The organism is Chloroflexus sp. MS-G (assembly GCF_000735195.1).
GTDB lineage: Bacteria > Chloroflexota > Chloroflexia > Chloroflexales > Chloroflexaceae > Chloroflexus.
In genome coordinates, this window is record NZ_JPIM01000013.1 from 1 (window position 1) to 23,860 (window position 23,860).

Sequence of the window (23,860 nt, forward strand, 5' to 3'; positions counted from 1 at the left end):
TTGGTCGGCGGGTGGGTCAGTCTAGCGGCATACGTGGTAACACCCTCGCTTGCCAGCAGTATCTTAATAGCCAACCTGATCAGTATTGTGATAAGCACTCTCCTGCTTTTCTGGCTCACTCAACCACTGGCTAGAAAGAGGTAACAATGAAGCTCTGGCTAAAGATGTTGTTAACCGGTACTGTACTGTTTTCTTTCCTTGGGAGCAGTAGTCTCGGCGCAAACCACGTTTGACTGGCGCAGTGACTGGGCGGTTGCCGATGGGTTCACGATTGTGGAGGATACGACGGGCTACCACTTTCCAAGTGCGATAGCGTTCGTGCCGGAACCCGGTCCTGATCCGAAGGATCCGCTCTATTTTGTAACCGAACTACGCGGAACGCTCAAGGTCGTCACCAATGATCGCAGCATCTTCACCTTTGCCGAAAACGTTTTTCAATTCAAACCGACAGAGGAGTTACCGTCGGGTCAGGGACAAGGTGGCATGGGAGGCATCTGTCTTGATCCAGCGCATGGGTACATCTTTGTCACCTTCCTCTACACCGACGCAAATGGTCGGATGCGCAACAATATTGTGCGCTATCAATCGAAACCAGGTACATTCAGCCTCCAGCCAGAGAGTTTTACCGCGTTCACGGAAGTCTTCGCCAATTACGAATCGGGCTTAGCGCACCATATTGGCGCTTGTCAGGTGGTAGGCGATCAGCTATTTGTGGGCATAGGCGAAGCCTGGCAACCCCATCTGGCGCACGAAGTTGATCAAATGGTAGGGAAAATCTACCGCATGAGCCTTGACGGCAAACCGCTTCCCGACAATCCCTTTTACATTGATGATGATGTCACGAAAGCACGCAATTATGTTTGGGCTAGCGGTTTCCGTAATCCCTACGCGATGCAAATCGTAAATGGGCGGGTCTTCGTCGGTGACAACGGTGTAGGTACCGATCGCTTTGTCGAAGTGCAGCGGGGTGAGGATTACGGTTGGAATGGTCAGGAAAACAGTATTCACCTACGGGCAGCGTATGTCTGGGTACCAAGCCTGGCCCCAACAACGTTACAATATCTGCCACCCGACAACATGCTACTCGGTGCGGATAACGCCGGTAAGTTCTTTCTCGGTATGGCCGGATCGGTGCGACGTGGCAAAATGCCAGGTATCGTGCGAATTACTTATAATATGGAGCAGAGTCGGGTGATGGCGGTACCCGACTACTTCTTGCGCTTCCGCGGCAAACAAGAGCAGATGGTGGTTGCGGTGGCTATAGGTCCTGATGGGCTTTACTTTGCACCCTTGTACGCGAATCAGGCCGATCAAACATCGGTGTATAAGATTGTTCCCGACCCAACCAACAGCTATCCCTACCGTCCGCTGCAAGTCGAAGACCCCCGCCAGATTATTCGCGAACGAGGTTGTCTCGGGTGTCATTAAATTAGAGGAGATGGCGGTTTCGGTGGTGCAGCCGGCCCGCCACTCAATCGAGAATTGCTGATCGCCAATGTCCAGGCTCGGCTGAACAATCAACAGTACCGCCAGCTTCTGGCCGATTTGGATCAACTTGAGGAAGAGCCATGGGTTTCTACTCGCTCGGCGCGAGCGGCAGTACTTGCCCTGGAAGGTGAAGCAGCAGTACGGCAGTGGATTATTAACCAGATTGTCGAACCGCGTTGGGATAATCGCGGATCGCAGATGCCGAACCTCGGGGTAACACCAGCAGAGGCAGCGATTGTCGCTGACTATCTATTGGCACCTCCTGCTGATAGCGGATGGATCAACCGCATAAACACGGTGTTACGTTCACGACTGGCCTGGCTTTCCTTTGGTGTTGGTCTGATTGGAGGGATTGCAGTGGCTGGGATAGGTGGGTGGCTCTGGAAACGTCGCGCTCGCGTATAATGCCCACCGAACAACGTTTTTGGATGCAGCACGGAGATGGAGATAACACGTTATGTTTCACGAATTGATGAATCGCATCCATGACCGCACCGCAGTCATCGGCGTGATCGGGCTTGGCTATGTTGGATTGCCGCTGGCTGAACGTGCCGGTCGGGTTGGTTTTCGAGTCTTGGGATTCGATGTCAGCACCGAGCGGGTTGCACAGGTCAACCGAGGCGAAAGCTACATTGGCGATGTTTCCAGCGCAGCCCTGGCGGCGTTGCGTCAGTCGGGGCGGATCGAAGCAACAACCGATGTCAAGCGCATGGAAGAGTGTGATCTGCTGGTGATCTGCGTACCAACGCCCCTCAACGCGACTCGTGATCCGGATATACGTTATGTCGAAGCGGCAAGTGAGAATATTGCTGCCAGCATTCGTCCTGGTCAACTGGTCATTCTGGAGAGTACTACCTATCCTGGTACGACTCGCGAACTGGTCATGCCCCGTATCGAGCGATCTGGACTGCGCGTCGGTGAGCAAATTTTCCTGGCCTTTTCACCAGAACGGATTGATCCCGGTCAGACGAGTAGTAAAGGATATAGTGTCGAAAATACCCCCAAAGTTGTGGGTGGCGTGACACCCGCCTGCACTGAATTAGCCAGTGCCTTCTACGGCTACATTACGACTCGTGTGGTGCCGGTAAGTTCACCCGATGTAGCCGAGTTGACAAAACTGTTCGAGAACATCTTTCGGGCCGTGAATATTGCGTTGGTCAATGAATTAGCACTGCTCTGTGATCGAATGGGGATCAACGTTTGGGAGGTCATCGACGCCGCAGCAACCAAACCCTACGGCTTTATGAAGTTTACTCCAGGCCCTGGCTTGGGTGGGCACTGCATTCCGATTGATCCTTTTTATCTGACCTGGAAAGCACGTGCGTATGATTTGACGACCCGATTTATCGAGCTGGCCGGTGAGATTAACAGCCAGATGCCCCGTCACGTTCACGATCTGGTCGTGCGGACACTCAACCGTGCCCGCAAACCGCTGAACGGCAGCACAATCCTGTTGTTAGGGATTGCGTACAAGCCCGATGTAAATGATTACCGCGAGTCTCCGGCTTTCAAAGTCTATGACCTGCTGACAGCCGATGGCGCGACGGTCATTCCCTGCGATCCCCATATCACAGAGTTCGAATTGCACGATGGTCGTCGGATGCAAACAATACCCCTGAGCGATGAGTTGCTGCAACAGTGCGATTGTGCAGTCATTATCACCAATCACAGCACTTTTGATTACGAACGAATTGCAACCCTGGCTCCGGCAGTGGTTGATACTCGCAATGCAACCCGCCACATTCAGGGTGAATTGCGAGCAAAGATTACAGTATTGTAGCCTGTATTCCGTATGACCAATCATCATAGATTCACCCAGGGTTGGCATAACAGATAACAAACGATGAGTGATGGGGAGGAGACCGTGCAGCGAGAAGTTCGGCTCAGTATCATCATTCCGTGCTATAACGCTGCCACAACCCTGGGTGAACAGTTGGCAGCACTTGCCAATCAAACGTGGGAACGACCGTGGGAAGTTATCGTGGCCGATAACGGTTCTCACGACGACTCACGCCGGGTAGCAGCCGATTTTCTCTTGCGAATACCCAACCTCCGCATCGTCGATGCCGGTGCTCGCCGGGGAGGCGCATTCGCTCGCAACGAGGGCGTCCGACATGCACGAGGGACGGTGCTGGCATTTGTTGACGCAGATGACGTAGTCGCCCCTGGCTGGGTCGCCGCAATTGGTCAGGCTCTCGACCGGTATCCGTTTGTCGCTTCACGGTTCGATATTGAACGGCTCAACCAGCATTCATGGCTGAGCCGGACGCGACGCAATCCACAGGCAGACGGTTTACAGTGCGTGAGTTATCCGCCGTACCTGCCCCACGCTGGTGGTTCAGGGCTGGCTATCGAACGAAAGCTGCACGAGCAGGTTGGCGGTTTCGACGAAACATTACCGCGCCTGATGGATACCGATTACTGCTTCCGTGTTCAGTTGCAATGTCAGGTACCGCTGACATTTGTGCCTGAAGCGCTCGTGTATGTGCGCTATCGCGATACCCTGCGTGGGATGTTACGGCAGACTCGTGAACGGGCAATTGCCAACGTAGCGTTAGCCCGTCGTTACAGCCAACAACAGGGTGAGAGCAAACGTTCACTCTCGCCCTGGCTCTCATATGCACGGCGCTGGCTGCGTCAGTTGGGGCGCCTGACAAAGATACGGCAGCGTGAGCAGTTTGCCGAATGGTTACGAATGAATGCATGGCTGATCGGATTACTTCAGGGCAGTCTGCAATACCGTTGCCCACCGCTGGCCATTTAATCTTGCCGATCCACGTTGATAAAGAGGAAGCATTGACATCTCGATCACAAATGGACATATCACCCGGCATTTGGTCATTCCGACGCTTGCTGGCATCGATAGGACGACGGTTGTTCGGAACACTGGTACGAGTTGAGACGACAGAACCTCTGGTTGCCCTGACTTTTGACGATGGGCCACACCCTGTTTATACATCGCAGATTCTTGAACTATGTAACGTTGCTCAAGCCCGGGCAACCTTCTTCGTGATTGGGAAACATGCGGTTGCGCACCGCGACATCGTTAGGCGGATCGGAGCTGAGGGGCACGCGATTGGCAATCACACGTTCACCCACATCCGCATGCCACAAACCCAACGCTGGCGGCGCTGGCAGGAATTGTGGCAGACGCAGCAGGTACTGTTGCCCTATCGTGTACGCTTGTTTCGACCGCCGTATGGTGGTCAGTCTTATGGTTCACGTTTCGATACACTCCTTTTTGGTTATGAAGTGGTTGCCTGGACGTTCCACATTGAAGATTGGGTACACCAACCGGCAGAGCAATTAGCGACCCGGCTGGTAGAGCAGATACGTCCGGGGAGTATTGTTCTGTTACATGATCGGCTGGTCAACCCACGTGATCCAAACGCTGCCGATCGTTCCAATCTGGTATCAGCGTTAGCTATGGTACTCCCCACCTTGAGCCGCAAATACCGTTTCGTTACTATTCCCGAATTGATCCACGCCGGTAAGCCGGTGCGCGTACCATGGTTTCGTCCGGCGCTGTAACGGGCAAACAATAGTTTTTAAGGAAGGACACATCTCTCTATGCACAATGACACGTTTCTAATTCCACCGTATGGTGGTCGCCTGATCAATCTAGTTGTATCGGCTGAGGAGCGAGAAGAACTACTCGCCGAAGCCTCACACTTACCCTCGATACAAATCTCGATGCGCAGTCTGTGTGATCTGGAACTCCTCGCCACCGGTGGCTTTTCGCCACTGACCGGCTTCATGGGACGGGCTGATTATGAGCGTGTGCTCGAAGAAATGCGCCTGGCCGACGGCACCCTCTGGCCGATACCGGTAACACTTCCGGTCGAGCAGAGTCATTTTGGCAGTGACCGCATCGTCTTGCGCGATGTGCACAATAATCCGCTGGCAATTATGGAAGTCAGTGAAATATACCGCTGGGACGCTGAACGGGAAGCCCTGGCCGTAGCCGGAACAACCGATCCGCGCCACCCACTGGTAGCCGAAATGGCGCGCTGGGGGAAGTTCTATGCCGCTGGCCGTTTGCGCGTCTTCAATCTGCCGCGCTACTATGACTTCACCGATCTACGGCGCACACCGGCTGAAGTCCGTCGTTTGTTACAGGCGATGGGACGGCCAAACGTGGTGGCCTTTCAAACCCGCAACCCGATGCACCGTATTCACGAAGAACTCACTAAGCGCGCCGCCGCGCAGATCGATGGCAGCCTGCTTATCCATCCCGTTGTAGGGATGACCAAGCCCGGCGACGTTGATCATTTCACTCGTGTGCGCAGCTATCGGCTATTGGTCGATAAATATTACGATCCTGGCCGTACCCTATTAAGTTTACTGCCGTTGGCGATGCGTATGGCTGGCCCCCGCGAAGCAGTCTGGCACGCGATTATTCGCCGCAACTACGGCGCCAATCATTTCATCGTTGGCCGCGACCATGCAGGACCTGGCAATGACAGTAACGGAAAACCGTTCTATGAACCCTATGCAGCACAAGAGCTGTTGGCACATCACGCAGCGGAAATCGGGGTGAAGATGATCCCCTTCACCGAGCTTGTCTATCTCAAACGTGAAGGTCGCTACGTACCGATTGATGAAGTTCCACCCGGAGCTGAAATTGCAACTATTTCCGGTTCGCAAGTGCGTGATGAGTACCTGGCTAAAGGACGTTTGTTGCCAGAATGGTTTACACGTCCAGAGACGGCAGAGATTCTGCGGCAGATGTACCCACCACGACACCGCCAGGGCTTTTGTGTCTGGTTCACCGGTCTGAGCGGCGCCGGTAAGTCAACCATTGCTGCCATTCTCAATGTGTTGTTGCTTGAGCGTGGTCGAACACCAACCGTTCTTGACGGAGACGTTGTCCGTACCCATCTCTCGAAAGGGTTAGGTTTTTCACGTGAAGATCGTGATACCAACATCTTACGCATTGGTTTTGTCGCCAGCGCTGTGGTAAAAGCCGGTGGTGCCGTGATCTGTGCAGCGGTTAGTCCGTATCGGGCCGCTCGTAACGAATGTCGAGCGATGATTGGCAGTGATCAATTCATTGAGGTTTTTGTTAACACACCGCTCGAAGTATGTGAGCAACGGGATGTCAAGGGTCTCTACGCCAAGGCCCGGCGTGGCGAAATACGCGGATTTACCGGTATCGATGATCCGTATGAACCACCGGTAAACCCTGAATTGACCTTATCTACAATCGATGTGACCCCAGAAGAGAATGCGCGCAAAATCATTCGGTATCTGGAAGAGAAGGGATTTCTGGAGGCATAAATGAGCACTGTCTTCACGAAAGTACGGCGCACGCTACGTCAGTGGTTGAAAGGCCCGCATGCCGATCTCGGTTTTAGACCACAACCCGATTTCTACTACCTGGCCTCGTTTCCCAAATCGGGCAATACGTGGGTACGATTCTTACTAGCCAATCTCCTTGCCGGCAGAGAACTGGAGTTGCAGGGATTTGGCCGCTATGTCCCCGATAGCCATATCAAAGGCGATCTGGCATACATGGCCGATCCGACTACACCGTTCAACCAGATGCGGCCGCGCTTCGTGAAGACTCATCTGCATTACCGACCAATCTTTCGCCGTGCGATCTACATTGTGCGTGATGGCCGTGATGCAATGACCTCGTTTTACCACTGGCGTAACCGACGATCCGGTAAACCGGTTAGTCTGCGTGAGATTATCGTCGGTGAAACTTACTGGGGACGTTGGTCGGATCACGTGCTGGGTTGGCTCAACAGCGACTGTAAGTTGCTCGTCGTGAGGTACGAGGATCTCTACGCCGATACAGCCGGGCAGTTGCGTCGTATTCTCGATTTCTGTCACTTGCAGGCAAGCGAGGAACAGATCGCTGCCGCAGTCGCAGCTTCATCGTTTGAGCGCATGCGAGCCAAAGAAAAAGCTGCTCAGGGAGCAGAAACACCACTGTTTGTCCGCAAAGGTGGCTCTGGTGATTGGCGAAACCTCTTTTCACCGGCTGATGAAGAGCTGTTCTGGCAATACCATCGTGCGGGCATGATCGCTGCCGGATACGGTGATCGGGTGTCGTGAGCGTGTAGCGAGCAACACGCACCGCATTCGATGAACCAGCGCAACTGCCAGAGGCACTGGTACCGAATCTTTCGCTATCTGTGCATGCAGACCATCTCTTGATGGGAACTTTGAAAACCGGTATGCGGCAAAAATTACTACAACTTTGGACTGATGTGTGGATGCGATGGGCCGGGCCTGATCGACGGGGGAAAGTAGCAACCTGGCTGGCTGCCTGGCCGTATGCACCTTACAAGGCACGTGTCGCACTGGCTCATCGCTACGCTCAGGGATACATTGCGCCATCGGCCCAGATCAGTGGTCGCCGCATCAAACGCGGTCGCCATACCTTTATCGGCGATGGTGTTGTCATATACCAGCGTCACGATGGTGGTCAGATCGAACTCGGTGACTTCGTTGAGTTACATCGGGATACGATCATTGAATGTGGTCGTGGTGGGAGCCTGACCATCGGCGAACGAACCGGGATCCAGCCACACTGTCAATTATCGGCGTATGTTGAACAGATCATTATCGGGCGTAGATGTCAGATTGCCCCCCAATGCGCATTTTACCCCTACGATCACGGTACCGCTGCCGGTCAACCCATTCACAATCAACCGCTGACCAGTCGCGGACCAATTGTGCTTGAGGATGATGTCTGGCTAGGCTACGGTGTGGTGGTGCTATCAGGTGTGACGATTGGTACCGGTACGGTAGTTGGCGCCGGCAGTGTCGTTACGCGCAGCCTGCCGGCCGGCGTCATCGCGGTGGGTGTACCGGCGCGGATTATCCGTGAACGTACCGCCCAAGATATTGATTACCCGAGGTGAAGCATGGGAGCGACGGTAACGGTAGCGATCCCGGTCTATAAACGTCTGACATACGTTGCGCAGGCAATTCAATCGGTAGCGGCTCAGGACTATCCGGCGATTGAACTCATCGTCTCTGACAACGGTTGTAACGGTGATGCGGTTATCAATCTGGTGCGAGCGAACTATCCGCGTCCTTTCGTCTTCCGCCAAAACGAAACTCCCGTGCCTATCGTGCCACACTTTAATCAATTATTGGCAGCAGCAACGGGTCATTACTTCATCCTGTTGAGCGATGATGACGAGCTGGCTCCCGGCTACATTACGGCAATGGTCAGGGCGTTTGAAACCCATTCCGACGCGGCAGCAGTCATCTCACGAGTAGAAGTGATCGATGAACAGAACCAGGTCATCGGCTCAACTGCCGACCGCCCACTGCCGCCGCGACTGATGAGTGGTCCAGACTGGATTCGCCGATGGGGGTATAACCAACACAAGTTTGTTTGCTTCACAACCAATCTGGCACGCACGGCTGATCTACGGGCAGTTGGCGGGTATCCTGATTTCGATGGTGGAAATGGTGTGGATAATGCCCTGCTCGTGGTACTGAGCATCAACCGGAGTATTATCTATTGCGATGATGCGATTTTCCGACACCGGATTTACGATACCAGCTTCGGGAAATCGGTTGGTGTCCAGAGCCTGGCCCGTGCTTCACGCCAGTTTCTCGCATTTCTTGACCAACATCCGGTATTACGGGCGTATGCCCAACAGCATCCACAAGACTGGGTCGTCTGCCGTGAGGCCATTACGCACGTGATCTGGACGACGTATTACGGACGCTGGCGTCAACTCTATCGGGGGCGGGAACGGTACATTGATTGGTTGAAAGCCGGTTTTGCCCTGCCGTTTATCCCGGCCTACTATCGACGGGCATTGCCGGAAATGTTCTATTCATTACCGGCAATTGGGCCATTAGCGCGTCGGCGTCTGGCAATGCGGTGAGCGTATGCGGGTTGTGCATCTCAGCACTAACGATATTAGCGGTGGAGCAGCACGAGCTGCATACCGTCTCCACCGGGCGTTGCTGGCAATAGGTTGCCAATCGCGTATGCTGGTGGCAAACCGACGGAGCGATGACCCAACTGTGCAGGCAATCCCCGCCGCAACCAACCTGATCACGAAGTTACAACGAAGCTGGCGGAGCTGGCGCATCCGGCGGGCAATGCAACCCTATCAGCAGACACGTCCGGCAGGGCTTGAGCCATTCAGCGATGATCGCAGTCGTTATGGCGCAGAGTTGGTACGGGCATTGCCGCCGTGTGATGTTGTCAATTTGCACTGGGTAGCCGGGTTTGTTGACTACACCACATTCTTTCGTACTGTACCGCGCCGGGTACCGATTGTCTGGCGATTATCCGATCAGCAACCATTCACGGGAGGATGTCATTACGACGAGGGTTGCGATCGTTATACGGCAGCTTGTGGATCGTGTCCACAGCTTGGTTCACAAAACGAACACGACCTTTCGCGCCAGATTTGGGTACGTAAACGGGATGCCCTGGCCGCAGTACCACCAGGCCGACTACACATTGTAGCGCTCAATCGCTGGATGGCAACCGAAGTACAGCGGAGTTCGCTGTTTGGTCAGTTGCCAGTACACATCATTCCTAACGGCCTTGATACAACGGTTTTTATGCCCTACGACCAGGCTTACGCACGGGCAACACTGGGTTTGCCACAACAGGCGCGCATTGTGCTCTTCGTGGCAATGTCAGTAAACAACCGGCGAAAAGGTTTTGCTGAGTTAACCGCAGCTCTGGCCAGCATGAGTGATGCACCGAATCTGCTCCTTGTTTCAATCGGTCGAAATCCACCACCAATCGCAGCAGCGATTGCGCACCATCCCCTCGGCGTGATTAACGATGATACACGCCTGGCCCTCGTCTATAGCGCTGCTGATCTTTTTGTCATCCCCTCGCTGCAAGATAATATGCCGGGTACAGTACTGGAAGCGCTGGCGTGTGGCACACCGGTCGTGGGTTTTGATACCGGTGGGATAGGCGAGCTTGTGCGGCCTGGACAAACCGGCTGGCTAGCACCGGTCGGTGATGTTGACGCCCTCCGTGCAGCGATACAGCGTCTCTTAGACAACCCTGATGAGCGTTTGTATATGAGCCGTCGGTGTCGTTCAATAGCCGTAGCCGAATACCGCCAGGACATACAGGCACAGCGCTATCTAGAACTCTACCATCAGGTTACTGCTGAGCGTGTTTCAGCAACATAGTCACTTCACGGATAAGACATTTAGAGCCTATCCGAATAATCGTCTCACGGTACGGCGGATGAAACCTGGACGTACGGGCACAGGTGCGCTGTGCCCCAACCGATCTTCTTCTGCGACAGAGTATTCCGAATAGGCACTAAGTGCGCGGGCATCCGGCCCGCAGCAGCGAACTTGGTCCCCCTACCGTGTGGTGACGGGCATCAGTGGTAAGACAACAGGCGGCAGTCACAGACCCCTGAAAGCCTATCTGAAACATCCCGTTGTCAAAGCAGGAGCGGTTCGCGAACCGCCTTTACAGGGAGTGAGGTTGTGATCAGCGGCGCAGGTTATGAACGTTTTGTCATAGCGATTTCTTACCCATGACATTACAATGTCACGTGTCCCGGTTACAACTATTGTGCGATATGGTTCGGTGTCTATACAATACTAAAGCAAGGTCTGTCGCCTCTTCCAGACACGCATCCACGCTTACAGACCAAAACATATTTGCAAGGCCACTATCAAGCGGTCTCATAACGTGGAGGGACATTTGGAACTCAAGAACTATCTTCTTTTCGCGTGGCGTTGGGCGTGGTTAATCACGTTGTTCGCATTAGTTGGTGTTGGTATCGGCTACGCCTATTCACAAACGCAGCCAAGGTTATACGAAGCCTCAACAATGCTGATGGTCAATCAGGATCAGGGCATCTTCGCCCGTCCTTCACCAACTCTCGAAGATTTACGGGCCCGTGAACGTTACGCTCTAACGGTACGAGAATTGCTTTTAGTTCGGCCAGTGCTCGAACGGGCTGCGGGAATGGTGGAAGGAGTAACACCTGCACAATTGGCAGTTCGTAGCAGTACTAAAGAGGTTGGTAAGACTGAACTGTTCCTCCTTTCAGTGCGCGATACTGATCGGCAACGGGCTATCAAGTTAGCCGATGCAATTGTAGCTTCATTCCAGGCTCTGGAACGTGATTTGCTTGATAACCCCTATGCACAAGCATCCACACTTATCGTCGTTGATCCGGCGTATGCCAAACGTACTCCGGTCAGTCCTGATTACACCCGCAATATGATCCTCAGCGCATTCATTGCGGTTTTGATCGCAATTGTCATTGGCTTTCTGTATGACTATTTCAATACCCGGATCCGCGACGAAAACGATCTCGACCGCCGTGGTGGGGGACGCCCATTGCTGACGGTTGGGAAACTCAAAGGCACAACACCAACTGCGCAACTAGTCACGTTACATGACCCTACTTCACTCGATGCAGAATCCTACAGAATGTTCCGGCTGTACCTCGATACATTACCTGCCGATGAACGTCCACACGTGATCGCCGTCATCAGTGCCGACAGCGGCGAAGGTCGTAGTCTGACGGCGGCTAACCTGGCGGTAGGGCTGGCCCAAACCGGACGGCGGGTACTGTTGGTTGATGCGAATCTCCGTGCGCCAACGTTACATACACTGTTCGACATCCCCAACCAGGGCGGTTTCGCCAATTTACTTAGCGGCACAGCTCAGGCTATTGAGCCGTTTCTGCGCATAACCGCTCAATCGAACCTTTACCTGCTTACAGCCGGGAACGTCGCCGGTCTACCGGCTCAGTTATTGGGGAGTCACCACCTGGACAAGACTTTAAAGGCGCTACGGCAGTATGCCGAGGTTATCATTATTGACACCGCGCCGTTGCTGATCTTTGCTGATACAACATTGCTCTTGCGGTCGGTAGATACCACGCTAGCGGTTGTGCGTTCTGGTCAAACGACAGAAGATCGTCTGCGCCAGATGCTCGAACTCTTACGCCAGACTCAAATTGCCTGCCTGGGTATTGTGCTCAATGGAGTTGCCAGACGCCGACGTCGTCTGTTCCTTCCCAATATGCGACCAACCCAACCGGCTACTCCTGTGGTAGTTGCCAACCGGAGTGAGATCGTTGGTGATGCAGGAGATTGAACCATGCCACGCTTTTGGCTCATTGTCATCACAGCGCTGGGGTTGATCTTGAGCGGATGCGCTCAGCAAGTAACACCAGATACAGAACCAGCACCGACTGTCGTGGCACCAACATCAGCGTCAACGTCGGCTGAATCACCTTCTACCGCCCCAGCAATTGTGGATGGAACCTTGATTGCGCATGGGCGTGTCCAACCGATGACCGTGATCGATCTCAGCTTTGTTAATGGTGGATCGGTCAGTGAAGTGTTGGTACGACCAGGTGATCGGGTGCGCGCTGGCGACGTGATGGCTAGTCTCGATGTGCGTTTATTGAATCTCACGATTGCTGAGGCAAAAGTTGCGCTTGCGGAGGCCCAGGCGAATTACGAGCAGTTACGTAGTGGGGCAACTCCAGAGCAGATCGCACAAGCCGAGGCTGAAATCGAGCGAGCACGGGCACGTCTGGCCGATGCCCAAACAAACGTGACTCAGAGTGATATAGCCGCTGTTCAGGCCGAATTGCGTGAGGCACGCGCTGTGTTAGAGCGTTTGCAAAAGGGCATCACACCTGAAGTTCGTGCCCGATTAGAAGCTGCGATAGCCGAGAACAAGGCCCGTCTGCAAACTCGCATTAACACGCTGGCCGGTGAAAAGACGCAGCTCGAATCACAGATTGAGCGGCTGGCGAATGAGTTACGCAATGCCCAAGACGACTATTCGCGAGTCGCCTGGACGAATCAGCAGATTGTTGCTGGTGGTGGTCAACTAACCCAGGCTCAAATTGACAATGAGACACGCCTGCTGCGAGCCGTCGAAAATGCTGAACGCCGATTACAGGAAGCACGAGTAGCCCTGGAAACAGTCCGTCAAAACGAGTTCAGCGAAATCGCAGCTTACCGAGCTGAGGTAGAACAGTCGGAAGCGCTGTTGGCTGACGCATTACGTCCGGCGACACCTGATCAGATCGCGGCTGCCGAAAAGCGCATTTTGCAGGCTCAGGCCCGCCTAGCACAATTAACGATCAACCATCCCAACGAAGTAGCGGTATACGAGGCGGAGTTGCGTAAGGCAGAAGCTGATTTGGCTCGTCTGACCGCCGACCCGACCAGTGCCCAACTTGCGATTGCCCAGGCCCGTATTGAACGAGCCGAGATTGAGCTACGACGAGCCGAACTCAATCGCGAGCGCTACCAAATTAGGGCACCGATTGATGCCACCGTTGTCACCGTGAATGTACAACCAGGCCAAACGGTTGAGGCCAATCAACGGGTGATCACCCTGGCAACCCTCGATCAGTGGCAAATTGTGGTGACCAACCTGAGCGAGTTACACGTCAGTCTGGTACAAGAAAATGATCCGGTGACAATCAAGTTTATTGCCTTGCCCGATGTGCTCCTGAGCGGCAGGGTGAAGTATATCGAACCGGTCGGTTTAGAGACAGGCATCGGCACGACTTACACGGTACGGATTATCCCTGACAGTTGGGATCAACGTCTCCGGTGGAACATGAACGCTCAGGTCGTCTTTGCAACCAGTAAATAACCATCCTAAAGGAGGTAACGAATGACGGACACAAGAACCCCCCATGCGCTCATCACCGGTGGTGCTGGCTATATCGGCTCACTGTTGACCGGTGTACTCTTAAACCAGGGATGGTCGGTTACAGTTGTCGATGACCTTCTTTTTGGCGGTACTTCACTCTTGGGATACTGGTACCACCCACGATTCCGCTTTGCTAAGGGAGACATTTGCGATCCGGCAACCTTGCGCGCCAGTGTCGAAGGTATTGCAGTCGGTGATTTACCGGCAACACACTTCGATGCGGTTATTCATTTAGCGGCAATTGTTGGCTTCCCAGCCTGTCAGATGGTAGGGCCGCAGGTGGCCTGGCGCTATAACTTTGAAGGAACGAAGCGAGTCTTCGCGGCTGCCGATGCCGGACGAGTTGAACGATTCATTTTTGCCTCGACCTACAGCAATTACGGCCTCTCGCCTGACGGGTCGCCGGTAACCGAAGAATCGCCACTGAATCCACAATCACTCTACGCCGAAACGAAAATTGCCGCTGAGCAATATTTACGCGATCAAACGACCGGTTCAGTGACAACGCCGATCCTCTTCCGCTTCGCGACCCTGTTTGGCGTATCACCACGCACCCGTTTCGATCTGATAATCAATCAGTTTGTCCTTGAAGCGATTACGCGCCGTAAATTGATCATTTATCAGCGAGGGTACGCACGTTCGTTCGTGCATGTGCGTGATGTGTGTGATGCAATTTTGCTTGGTTTAGAAGCACCGAAAGCGACTGTGAATCGCGAGATTTTCAATGTCGGTGGTGACGAAGGTAACTACACCAAAGATGAGATTGTAGCCCTGGTCCAACGTCACGTTGAAGGAACGGTTGTTGAATACAAAGACCTGACCTTCGGTGGTGATATGCGTGATATTCGGGTGTCGTTTGCCAAGATTCGCGAGCGGCTTGGCTTTCGACCACGGATCAGTGTCGAACAGGGCATTCGCGAGGTAGCCGGTGTATTGCTCAAGGGTGTCATCAAAGATGCACTCGACAGTCAGTATCGCAACGCTCAGTTTATCATTCAGTAATCCCCGCTGCGTGAGGTACCTATGCAACTCGATCAACGTCCCTGGCCTGATAGCCATCAGTTCTGGCAGGATAAATGTGTCGTGGTTACCGGTGGGGCCGGCTTCCTCGGTTCCTACGTGGTTGAAAAGCTCCACGAACGCGGTGCACGTCGGGTCGTTGTCCCACGTTCACGGGTCTACGACTTGCGCCAACGCGAGGCGATCCGCCAGCTCTTGCACGATGCCCGGCCAGATATTGTTATCCACATGGCCGCACGAGTAGGTGGTATCGGCGCTAATCGTGACCATCCGGCAGAGTTTTTCTACGATAACCTCATGATGGGAGTTCAGTTGCTGCACGAGAGCTGGCAGTTCGGAGTGAAAAAGTTTGTCACGATCGGAACGGTTTGTGCTTATCCTAAGCATACACCGGTACCGTTCAAAGAAGACGATCTCTGGAACGGCTACCCGGAGGAGACAAATGCACCTTACGGACTGGCTAAAAAGATGCTGCTCGTGCAAGGCGAAGCGTATCACCAACAGTACGGCTTCAACTCTATCTTTTTGCTACCGGTGAATCTCTACGGCCCGCGTGACAACTTCGATCTGGAAACCTCGCACGTGATTCCAGCACTGATTCGGAAGTGTATCGAGGCAACTGAGCGTGGCGACGATGAGATTATCGTCTGGGGTGATGGTTCCCCAACCCGCGAGTTTATTTACGCCGCTGATGCCGCCGAAGGTATTCTGCTAGCAACTGAACGCTACAACGATCCCGATCCGGTGAATATTGGGAGTAGCTACGAGATCAGTATCCGCGATCTGGTAATGCTCATCGCTGATCTGACCGGTTTTCGCGGGCGGATTGTGTGGGATACAACCAAACCAAACGGTCAGCCACGGCGCAAGCTAGACGTAAGCCGGGCATGGGAGCGGTTTGGGTTCCGGGCCGAGACAACTTTTACCGATGGGTTGCGGGCAACGATCGAGTGGTACCGTGCTCATCGTGAGCCGGTAGCCGCAATGCGTGCAGTCGGTGAGGCACACTGATATGTCGGTAGTATCTCGTTCGTTACCAACAATTACCGATCTGCCACCACCCCCGCCTGATCGAGTCGGTTGGCCCTGGACGGTGGCTACACCACCGGCAGCACCAACTCTGCCTGATGGGCGGCCTTGGCCGCGTATTACGATTGTCACCCCTTCATACCAACAGGCAGCTTATCTCGAAGAAGCGATGCGTTCAGTGTTGCTACAGGGCTATCCGAATCTTGAGTATATCGTGATGGATGGCGGTAGTCGGGACGGCAGTGTTGAGATTATTCAGCGCTACGCACCGTGGCTAAGCTACTGGCAGTCACAACCTGACGGCGGGCAATCAGCAGCCCTGGCCGATGGCTTTGCCCGTGCAACCGGGGAGATTCTGGCCTGGATCAATTCGGATGACCGGTTACAGCCTAGTGCATTACAGCGTGTCGGTCGCTTCTTTGCCCGTCGGCCCTGGCTGGCCTTCGCGAATGGTGATGTCAACTTTATCGACGCTGACGGACGAGTGACGGCTCGTATCTTCGCTTTACCGCCTAATGCAACGCTGACTGCTCAGTTGGGTGTACACCGCTGGCCCCAGCAAGGGTGTTTCTGGCGGCGCAGTGTTTACGAAAAGGTGGGAGGTATTGATCGACGATTGCGCTTCTGTATGGATCGTGACCTGTTCATTCGCCTGAGTAGTGCTGGCCCCAGCCGCCGTATCCCTGGGCCGCCGTTGGGTGATTTTCGTCTGCACGAAGAGGCCAAAACTGCCACCTTACAGACCGTCTGGCAACGAGAACATGCGCTGTTACAGCGTCGTTATGCCCAACCAATGGATGCTTATCGCTATGCAGGGTTGCGGGTGGTCTGGTGGCTCTGGCAAAAACACGCTAGTTTTCGCAATCGGCTTTATCACGCTTATGGCATTGAATGCTAGGAAGAGGACACGATGATTGTTACCGGGCCGATCATCCTCAACCCGCTCGAATTAGCCGTGCTCGGACTGGTGTGTTTTTATGCGGTCTGGCGTGGTCGACCAGAGATTCCGTTAGCGATCTATCTGTCGGTCTCTTTATGGACGCGAACAGTCTTTGTCGGGCCGAGTGCAGCGACCTGGCCGTTGCTTGCTATGATCATGCTGGCCCTCATTCGGTATTTGCACATCGTGCGGCGATGGTCGTTGTTACCGCAGCGTCTTGATGCGACAACCCGGCAGATCGTACCGGCGACTGATACGTGGATCCTGCCCTGGATGGGGTTATGGTGGGGATGGGCGCTGTGCGTTCTCTTCCAGTTTGATTTGCCGAACAAAATGTCGATTGCCCGTCCATTAATACTCTACATTATCGTAGCTTCCCTCGTCATGCTGATTGCCATCCGTGATGCGGCAGCAGCGCGGCGGTTTGCAATCACGTACATACTTACCAGTGCCTATGGTCTGTATGCAGCGTTGCGTTTTATCGATGTGCCGCTCAGTTATCTGTTGAGCGATCCGGGCCTTTCCTCTCTCCCTTACCGCAATCTGGGTATTCGCGAATACAACTATTTCTCACACCACCTGAGTATTGCTTTTCTGTTAGGGCTTGGTCTGTTCTTGCAGACCCGTCGCCTATGGTCAATGGCAGCAATTCTTGCGCTCACACTCTTTTGTGGCTACGGCATTTTTCTCACCGGCGCCCGTCAGTCGTTGAGTGGAGCGGGAATAGCTGCGGCGCTGATCTTTACGTGGGCATTGACGCGGCAAGGAAAGAAACCATGGCGGGTGCCACTGGCAATCGCTGCTATTGTCATCATTGTGATCCTGATCTATCAGGTGGCTCCCCACCTGGTTGTGCGTGAAGGAGAGAGTGACCTTGGCGAATCGTTCAACATCTTTGAAGATCGGGGCTGGCTGTGGCTGATCGGCTGGAACTACTTTCTCGCTTCGCCGGTATGGGGCTGGGGATTTGAACAAAAACTCTGGTCACACAATATCTTTATCGGTACCCTCGCCGATCAGGGGCTGGTTGGCATGAGCTTTCTGATCGGCTATCTAATATGGGCACTCCGCCGATTGCCAGCGGTGTGGGTACAAACCCCGACTGATGATCGCGCCGTCTGGCGAGTGGTCTTCTTTGCCCTCTTTGTCTTTGCAGTTGTTCACGGTCAGGCTTCTGGAAATACGATGTCAACCGCGCATCTACACTGGCCACTCTGGGCAGTGTGGGCACTCAGTACGGGGGTGGTAATGATTCCCACCCGAAAACCCTTACCATTACCAGCACGTACACGGCTGCAAACCATTGCCGCAGGAGTACAGCAATGAGCAAGGCACGAATCACATTTGGCATGATTGTGCTGAACGGCGAGCCGTTTCTGCGTTACAACCTGCGCGCAATCTACCCCTATGCGCACCAGATCATCGTTGCCGAGGGAGCCAGTCCGCGTGCTGCCCATGCCGCAACCGCCGACGGGCACTCGCTGGATGGCACCTTGCAGGCACTCTACCGTTTTAAAGCTGAAGAAGACCCTGACAACAAATTGGTGATCGTCACTGCTGAGATGTGCGGGCATCGAGACGGCTTCTGGCCGGGTGAGAAAGATGAACAGAGCCGTGCGTATGCCGAACGGGCCACAGGTGACTGGTTATGGCAAGTTGATGTCGATGAGTTTTATCATCCGACGGATATAGAACGGGTTATTGATTTCTTGCAACAGCATCCTGACACGACATGCCTCTGCTTTCGGGCATACCACTTTTGGGGTGGCTTCGATTATCTGGCCGATGGAGGTTTGTTCTGGAATCGGCAGTACCAGGGCGAACCGTGGGGCCGGTATCGGCGCGTCTTCCGCTGGCGGCCAGGGTATCGCTACGATAGCCATCGCCCGCCGACCATTGTTGATGAGCGGGGCCGGGATGTGACACGCCGACGAATGCGCTACGCCGATGCGCTGGGTGTGCGGATGTACCATTACTACATGGTCTTTCCACACCAGTTTGCGGTAAAAGGCGCCTACTATCAAAATCAACCCTGGGAACGGGAACGTGGTCGGTTACAGAAGAATCTGGCTTTGTTGCACGAAGTCAATTTGCAAAACGGGTTGCAGATTATGGATCAGTACGGTACACGCAATTGGCTTACCCGCTTTCAGGGTCAACACCCAACGCAGATCGAAGCGTTGCGTGCCGACTTAGCGGCAGGTCGGGTTAAAGTTGAAACGCGACGAACTGATGATATTGAGCGGTTACTGGCCGATCCGCGTTACGCTGCGATGGTGCGAGCGGCTGCGCGTCAAGAGCGCTTACGAGCTTGGCGAGAACATCTGATCTATCTGCTATGGTGGCGTCACCGTCAGCGATTGGTGCAATTGGTGCGTGAACAGACTCCTTCAGCACTGATCAAGCACTTGCCGCCTGCCTTGCAACGTAAGTTCATTCCGGAACACCGCCGCCGCTATCAAGAACAGCTCGCCCGTTATCAGCAATCGATCCGTTCAGGAGATATGGTGTGAACCAGCCATTGTTTAGTGTTATTACAGTCACGCTTAACTGTGCCGGTGAGGCAGTAGAGACAGCGCGTAGTGTGCTGTCGCAGGATTTTCCAGCGGTTGAGTACCTGGTAAAAGATGGCTGTTCAACCGACGGTACAGCAGAACGACTGACCGAGTTGGGGGTTCGCGTCATCGTTGCACCGGATACAGGTATCTACGATGCGATGAATCAAGGTGTTGCGCACGCTTCTGGACGTTACATCTGTTTTCTCAATGCTGGTGATCGCTTTACCGGGCCACATGTCTTGCGTGACGTGGCGACGGCCATCGAACGCTACAACGAACCAGATTTTCTGTACGGTGATGTTCGTTCCCTGGTGAACCATCCCTATCTCGGTGCCGGCAGCAACGGAAGCGGACGCTTGATCCGCTATCCAGACCGCCTGAACCGTTTCTGGCTGTACCGCAAAATGATCTGTCAACAGGTCTGGTTTGTACGCCGCGAAATCTATCTCGAGCAGCCATTCGCCACCGATTACCGCATCCTGGCCGATTACGCCTACCTGCTTGATATGGTGCTCCGACGCCGTGTTCGGTATCAGCACCTTGCACAGGAAGTAGCAATTTTTGATGGTGGTGGCATTAGTAGCCGTCCTTCACCGCGCCGTGAAGCCGAGCGTGCGCGTGCATTGGCGACGGTGTACGCGCCGTGGGAATTGCGTCTCTACGCGAGCATCTTTGGAGGGATGCGATGTCTCAACCGCACGCTTATTTACCCGATGATCCCGCTGCTACCCGAACGATGGCGCGCCCGGCTCAGCGGACTATAGCACGACCGTATCGGGTCGTTCATATCTCAACCGTTCATCCGCCATTCGATCAACGTATCTTCTACCGCGAATGTGTTAGTCTGGCGGCGTCTGGTTACGAGACACATTTGCTCACACCGTTACCGGTAGTTGAACTTGAGCGGCAGGCAGTCCATCTGCATAGCGTAGGTGTGGTGGGTGAACAGCGGTTGGGATTAGGATTGAAGCGGCGCTGGCAACGCATACAGCGGGCAGCAATCCTTGCTCGTCAGTTACGGGCCGATCTCTATCACCTGCACGATCCCGAGCTGATTCCTCTCGGATTATGGTTAAAGGCAACAACACGACGGCGAGTAATTTTCGATTGCCACGAAAATAATATCGCTTATCTTCGCCAAAAGCACTATCTCAACTCGCTGTTGCGAGGCGGGCTAGAGCTTGGCATGGCGACGCTTGAACACCTGGCTGCCCGAACGTTTGACGCGATCATCACTGCCGACCAAGGAGTTGCCGATCTCTACCTGCGTCAATTTCGCGCCCGCCGAGTGGTGGTCGTGCACAATTTTCCGCAACTCGATCTGTTCCTGAATCAGCCACCACCAGCAGATGACGCACCGTTTGATTTGGTCTATCATGGAACGATCCCTCGTTACCATCTTGAAACGACCTTTGCTGTTGCCGAAGCATTGCAACGCCGGGGAAGACGTGCACGATGGCTTTTTTTCGGGAAGTGCCCTGAAATAGTCTGGGCGCAAGCCGAGCTGGTACGGCGTGGCCTTCAGGACAATATCGTGATTGACCCTCACCCCATACCACACGAGCAAGTGGCAGTTCGCGTGCGTCAGGGGCAGATTGGATTTATTCCACTACCCGATCTGCCTAAGTTCCAGCATAACATTCCGACAAAACTGTTTGAATTCATGGCATTGGGGATGCCGGTCGTGTTAAGTGATCTCCCGCCGAGTCGACCATTTGTCGGCGATGGTCGGTGTGCATTGATGGTACCGGCCAATGATCACGAGGCGTATGCCGACGCTATCATTCGCCTACTTGATAACCCGGAGTTGCGACGCACTATGGGCGCTGAAGGACGCGCACGGGTGATTAACCAGTTTAACTGGCAACGCGAGTCACAATATTTGTTATCGTTATATGCAGAACTCTTATGAAGCATAATGGTACGACCCACCAACTGATCATTACGGCTGACGATTACGGAATGTGTCCCGAAGTGAATCGGGCCATCGAAGAATGTCTTGCCGCAGGCGCCCTACGGGCAACCTGTGTGATGACCAATATGTCGGCTTACACCGACCTGATACGCCTACGGCATGACTTTCCCCAGGTCTCAATTGGCATCCACTGGACATTGACGCTAGGTATGCCGGCTGCACCTCCATCGCACGTCGCCGATCTCGTTGCACCCAATGGTCAGTTCTGGTCAGCACCAGAATTTCGGCGGCGCTGGCTGACTCGCCACATTTCGCCTGATCACATACGGCTTGAACTACAGACCCAGTACGAACGGTTTGTGGCTTTGGCTGGTCAACCCGCCTTCTGGAATACGCATCAGAATGTGCACGTACTACCCGGTCTGTTCGAGCTGATCGTCGATCTGGCCCGACAGCTCGGTATCGCAGCGATGCGCTCACACCGTCGGATCACGGCGCCGCGTCGTGGATCGGCGTTGCAATACTACCTGCGCAATCCTCTGTACTGGCTTAAGGGGCAGGTGATTGCCCACTGGGCCACCACCGCAGCTAGGCAGGGGATGCGAATGCCGGCTGGCGTGGTCAGCACTCCAGGGTATGGGCCAGGAAAGGCGGCTGTCGAACAAATCGTGCTACGAGTGCCCTGGCCAAAGAACGCCCCGGCTGAACTAGTGATACATCCGGCAACGGGTGTCGTTACCGATCTCTTCGGCAGCCTGACCGAATCACGTTTACGTGAGTACGAAGTCTTTCGCGATCCGGAATTGGTCAGCCGTCTGACAGCGATAGGGGTTCAGCCTGTCGGTTTCGAGGTGTTGTGATGCGTCTCTTTGCTTTCCCCTCGCAACAGCAAATCTATGATCACTCACCGCACTGGTTGCAGCGGATTTTGGTGAACGCCGAAGCAGTACGTCGTGAATGGTTTCGTCGCCATGGCGATTATCGGCAATTGGTCGCCTCGCACGATCCATCCTGGTACTATCGCTCGCGTGACGAACAAGAGAACTGGCAACTGATGCAGTTGAACCGCTTGCTAGCGGCAGTGCGTCGGCGAGTACCATTTTATCGTGACATCCTGCCCGATCAACCACTGACCAGCCTGGCCGACTTGTCGAACATCCCGATGTTGCACAAAGAGCAGATCCGGCAAAATCCACTTGCTCTGGTAGCCGATGACCTCGACCGCCGCACGCTCTGGCCGCGTAAGACTAGTGGCTCAACCGGTACTCCCTTGACCTTCTACCTCGACCGTGAGGCAACGCGCAATCACCAGGCGCCGGCCGATGCCATGCTGGCAACATTGGGATGCCAATTTGGTCTGCCACGTGCTCGCTTTTCTGGTGCGTATGTCGCTCCCTATACCCGTTCTCAGCCCCCGTTTTGGATATGGATTGATCTCTACCACCAGTTGCAATGTTCGGCTTATCACCTGGCCCCAGAGTTTTACCCGCATTACATACGGGTGTTACGTGAGAGCGGAGTGATCTACGGTACCGGCTACCCGACAGCGTGGCATTTGCTGGCAACGTATCTGCTAGAGACTGGAGATCGTCCGCCGACGTTGCGTGCAATCATTACCGACAGCGAGGGAATCAGCATCGAACAACAGATGGTGGTTGAACGGGCGTTTGGCTGTCCGGTTGTACAGACCTACGGTACCGGTGAAGTTGGTCAAATTGCCTGGCAGTGTGAACACCGCCGGTATCATATTCTGAGCCGGGCTGCGATCGCTGAAGTCGTCGATGACGATGGTCGTCCGGTTGCACCGGGTGAAACCGGTCAGATCGTCGTCACGAGCTTTGCCAGCTCAGGAACGCCATTTATTCGCTATCAAACAGGTGATCTGGCAACGCTAGCTCCTGATGATTGCCCATGTGGACGGCACAGCCCTTCGTGGGTAGCGATTGAAGGCCGCATCGACGATCGGATTAAGACACCAGATGGACGTTGGATCGGTCGGCTCAGTCATGTAACTAAACCGGGAATAGGAATCAAAGAGAGCCAGATTGCTCAGGTTGCCCGTGATCGTATCGTCATTCGTGTCGTACCGGCAGCCGATTTTGTACCCGCTTCAATGACAGCCGTCATCGAAGTGGCTCGTCGCTATCTTGGCCCAACTATGCAGATCGAGTGGGAACTAGTCGAGCGCCTGCCACGGACACGGGCCGGAAAGTTACGTCACGTGGTACGCGAGATCGAGGTGTAAC

At 54.3% G+C, this 23,860-nt stretch carries 21 protein-coding genes; all 21 read left to right on the forward strand.

What is annotated here, in order from left to right:
• Window positions 1–198: 198 nt before the first annotated feature.
• Complete coding sequence (locus tag JE47_RS20325; protein WP_236631125.1) at window positions 199–1,428, forward strand: PQQ-dependent sugar dehydrogenase; 1,230 nt, start codon at window positions 199–201, stop codon at window positions 1,426–1,428.
• A gap of 54 nt (window positions 1,429–1,482) precedes the next feature.
• A complete protein-coding gene (locus tag JE47_RS22090; RefSeq protein ID WP_236631126.1) occupies window positions 1,483–1,893 on the forward strand; it encodes a hypothetical protein in 411 nt (136 codons plus the stop codon).
• 52 nt (window positions 1,894–1,945) lie between these two features.
• Complete coding sequence (locus JE47_RS0103860; protein ID WP_031458479.1) at window positions 1,946–3,268, forward strand: nucleotide sugar dehydrogenase; 1,323 nt, start codon at window positions 1,946–1,948, stop codon at window positions 3,266–3,268.
• A gap of 84 nt (window positions 3,269–3,352) precedes the next feature.
• Window positions 3,353–4,252, forward strand: coding sequence for a glycosyltransferase family 2 protein (locus JE47_RS0103865; protein WP_035418958.1), 900 nt, complete (start codon window positions 3,353–3,355; stop codon window positions 4,250–4,252).
• A gap of 32 nt (window positions 4,253–4,284) precedes the next feature.
• Entirely contained in the window at window positions 4,285–5,019 is a 735-nt protein-coding gene (locus tag JE47_RS0103870) for a polysaccharide deacetylase family protein (RefSeq protein ID WP_236631127.1), read from the forward strand.
• 39 nt (window positions 5,020–5,058) lie between these two features.
• On the forward strand, window positions 5,059–6,768 hold the full coding sequence (locus tag JE47_RS0103875) for a bifunctional sulfate adenylyltransferase/adenylylsulfate kinase (RefSeq protein ID WP_031458482.1): 1,710 nt from the start codon (window positions 5,059–5,061) through the stop codon (window positions 6,766–6,768).
• The gene (locus tag JE47_RS0103880) at window positions 6,769–7,551 is read left to right on the forward strand and encodes a sulfotransferase domain-containing protein (RefSeq protein WP_031458483.1); all 783 of its coding nucleotides are present in this window, start codon (window positions 6,769–6,771) and stop codon (window positions 7,549–7,551) included.
• Window positions 7,552–7,652: 101 nt separating this feature from the next.
• On the forward strand, window positions 7,653–8,363 hold the full coding sequence (locus tag JE47_RS0103885; RefSeq protein WP_236631128.1) for an acyltransferase: 711 nt from the start codon (window positions 7,653–7,655) through the stop codon (window positions 8,361–8,363).
• Between the two features lie 3 nt (window positions 8,364–8,366).
• The gene (locus JE47_RS0103890) at window positions 8,367–9,347 is read left to right on the forward strand and encodes a glycosyltransferase family 2 protein (RefSeq protein ID WP_031458485.1); all 981 of its coding nucleotides are present in this window, start codon (window positions 8,367–8,369) and stop codon (window positions 9,345–9,347) included.
• Between the two features lie 4 nt (window positions 9,348–9,351).
• Window positions 9,352–10,629 carry a glycosyltransferase family 4 protein gene (locus JE47_RS0103895; protein WP_031458486.1) on the forward strand — a complete coding sequence of 426 codons (1,278 nt, stop codon included), beginning with the start codon at window positions 9,352–9,354 and terminating at the stop codon, window positions 10,627–10,629.
• Window positions 10,630–11,158: 529 nt separating this feature from the next.
• Window positions 11,159–12,568: a polysaccharide biosynthesis tyrosine autokinase gene (locus tag JE47_RS0103900; protein WP_031458487.1), complete on the forward strand. Its 1,410-nt coding sequence runs from the start codon at window positions 11,159–11,161 to the stop codon at window positions 12,566–12,568.
• Between the two features lie 3 nt (window positions 12,569–12,571).
• A complete protein-coding gene (locus JE47_RS0103905; RefSeq protein WP_031458488.1) occupies window positions 12,572–14,092 on the forward strand; it encodes an efflux RND transporter periplasmic adaptor subunit in 1,521 nt (506 codons plus the stop codon).
• A 21-nt stretch (window positions 14,093–14,113) separates the two neighbouring features.
• Window positions 14,114–15,154 carry an NAD-dependent epimerase/dehydratase family protein gene (locus tag JE47_RS0103910; RefSeq protein WP_031458489.1) on the forward strand — a complete coding sequence of 347 codons (1,041 nt, stop codon included), beginning with the start codon at window positions 14,114–14,116 and terminating at the stop codon, window positions 15,152–15,154.
• Window positions 15,155–15,175: 21 nt separating this feature from the next.
• Window positions 15,176–16,183, forward strand: coding sequence for a GDP-L-fucose synthase family protein (locus tag JE47_RS0103915; protein ID WP_031458490.1), 1,008 nt, complete (start codon window positions 15,176–15,178; stop codon window positions 16,181–16,183).
• 1 nt (window position 16,184) lies between these two features.
• Window positions 16,185–17,099 (forward strand): glycosyltransferase family 2 protein, encoded by a 915-nt coding sequence (locus tag JE47_RS0103920; RefSeq protein ID WP_031458491.1) that lies wholly within the window; start codon window positions 16,185–16,187, stop codon window positions 17,097–17,099.
• 12 nt (window positions 17,100–17,111) lie between these two features.
• Complete coding sequence (locus JE47_RS0103925; protein WP_031458492.1) at window positions 17,112–18,467, forward strand: O-antigen ligase family protein; 1,356 nt, start codon at window positions 17,112–17,114, stop codon at window positions 18,465–18,467.
• A complete protein-coding gene (locus JE47_RS0103930) occupies window positions 18,464–19,654 on the forward strand; it encodes a glycosyltransferase family A protein (protein WP_031458493.1) in 1,191 nt (396 codons plus the stop codon). The genes JE47_RS0103925 and JE47_RS0103930 overlap by 4 nt, the downstream gene beginning before the upstream one ends.
• Entirely contained in the window at window positions 19,651–20,463 is an 813-nt protein-coding gene (locus JE47_RS0103935) for a glycosyltransferase family 2 protein (RefSeq protein WP_031458494.1), read from the forward strand. Before JE47_RS0103930 ends, JE47_RS0103935 begins: the two co-directional genes overlap by 4 nt.
• Window positions 20,385–21,611, forward strand: coding sequence for a glycosyltransferase family 4 protein (locus JE47_RS0103940; RefSeq protein ID WP_236631129.1), 1,227 nt, complete (start codon window positions 20,385–20,387; stop codon window positions 21,609–21,611). Before JE47_RS0103935 ends, JE47_RS0103940 begins: the two co-directional genes overlap by 79 nt.
• Complete coding sequence (locus tag JE47_RS0103945) at window positions 21,608–22,474, forward strand: carbohydrate deacetylase (RefSeq protein ID WP_031458496.1); 867 nt, start codon at window positions 21,608–21,610, stop codon at window positions 22,472–22,474. Before JE47_RS0103940 ends, JE47_RS0103945 begins: the two co-directional genes overlap by 4 nt.
• Window positions 22,474–23,859, forward strand: coding sequence for a phenylacetate--CoA ligase family protein (locus tag JE47_RS0103950; protein ID WP_031458497.1), 1,386 nt, complete (start codon window positions 22,474–22,476; stop codon window positions 23,857–23,859). Before JE47_RS0103945 ends, JE47_RS0103950 begins: the two co-directional genes overlap by 1 nt.
• The last annotated feature ends 1 nt before the right edge of the window (window position 23,860 follow it).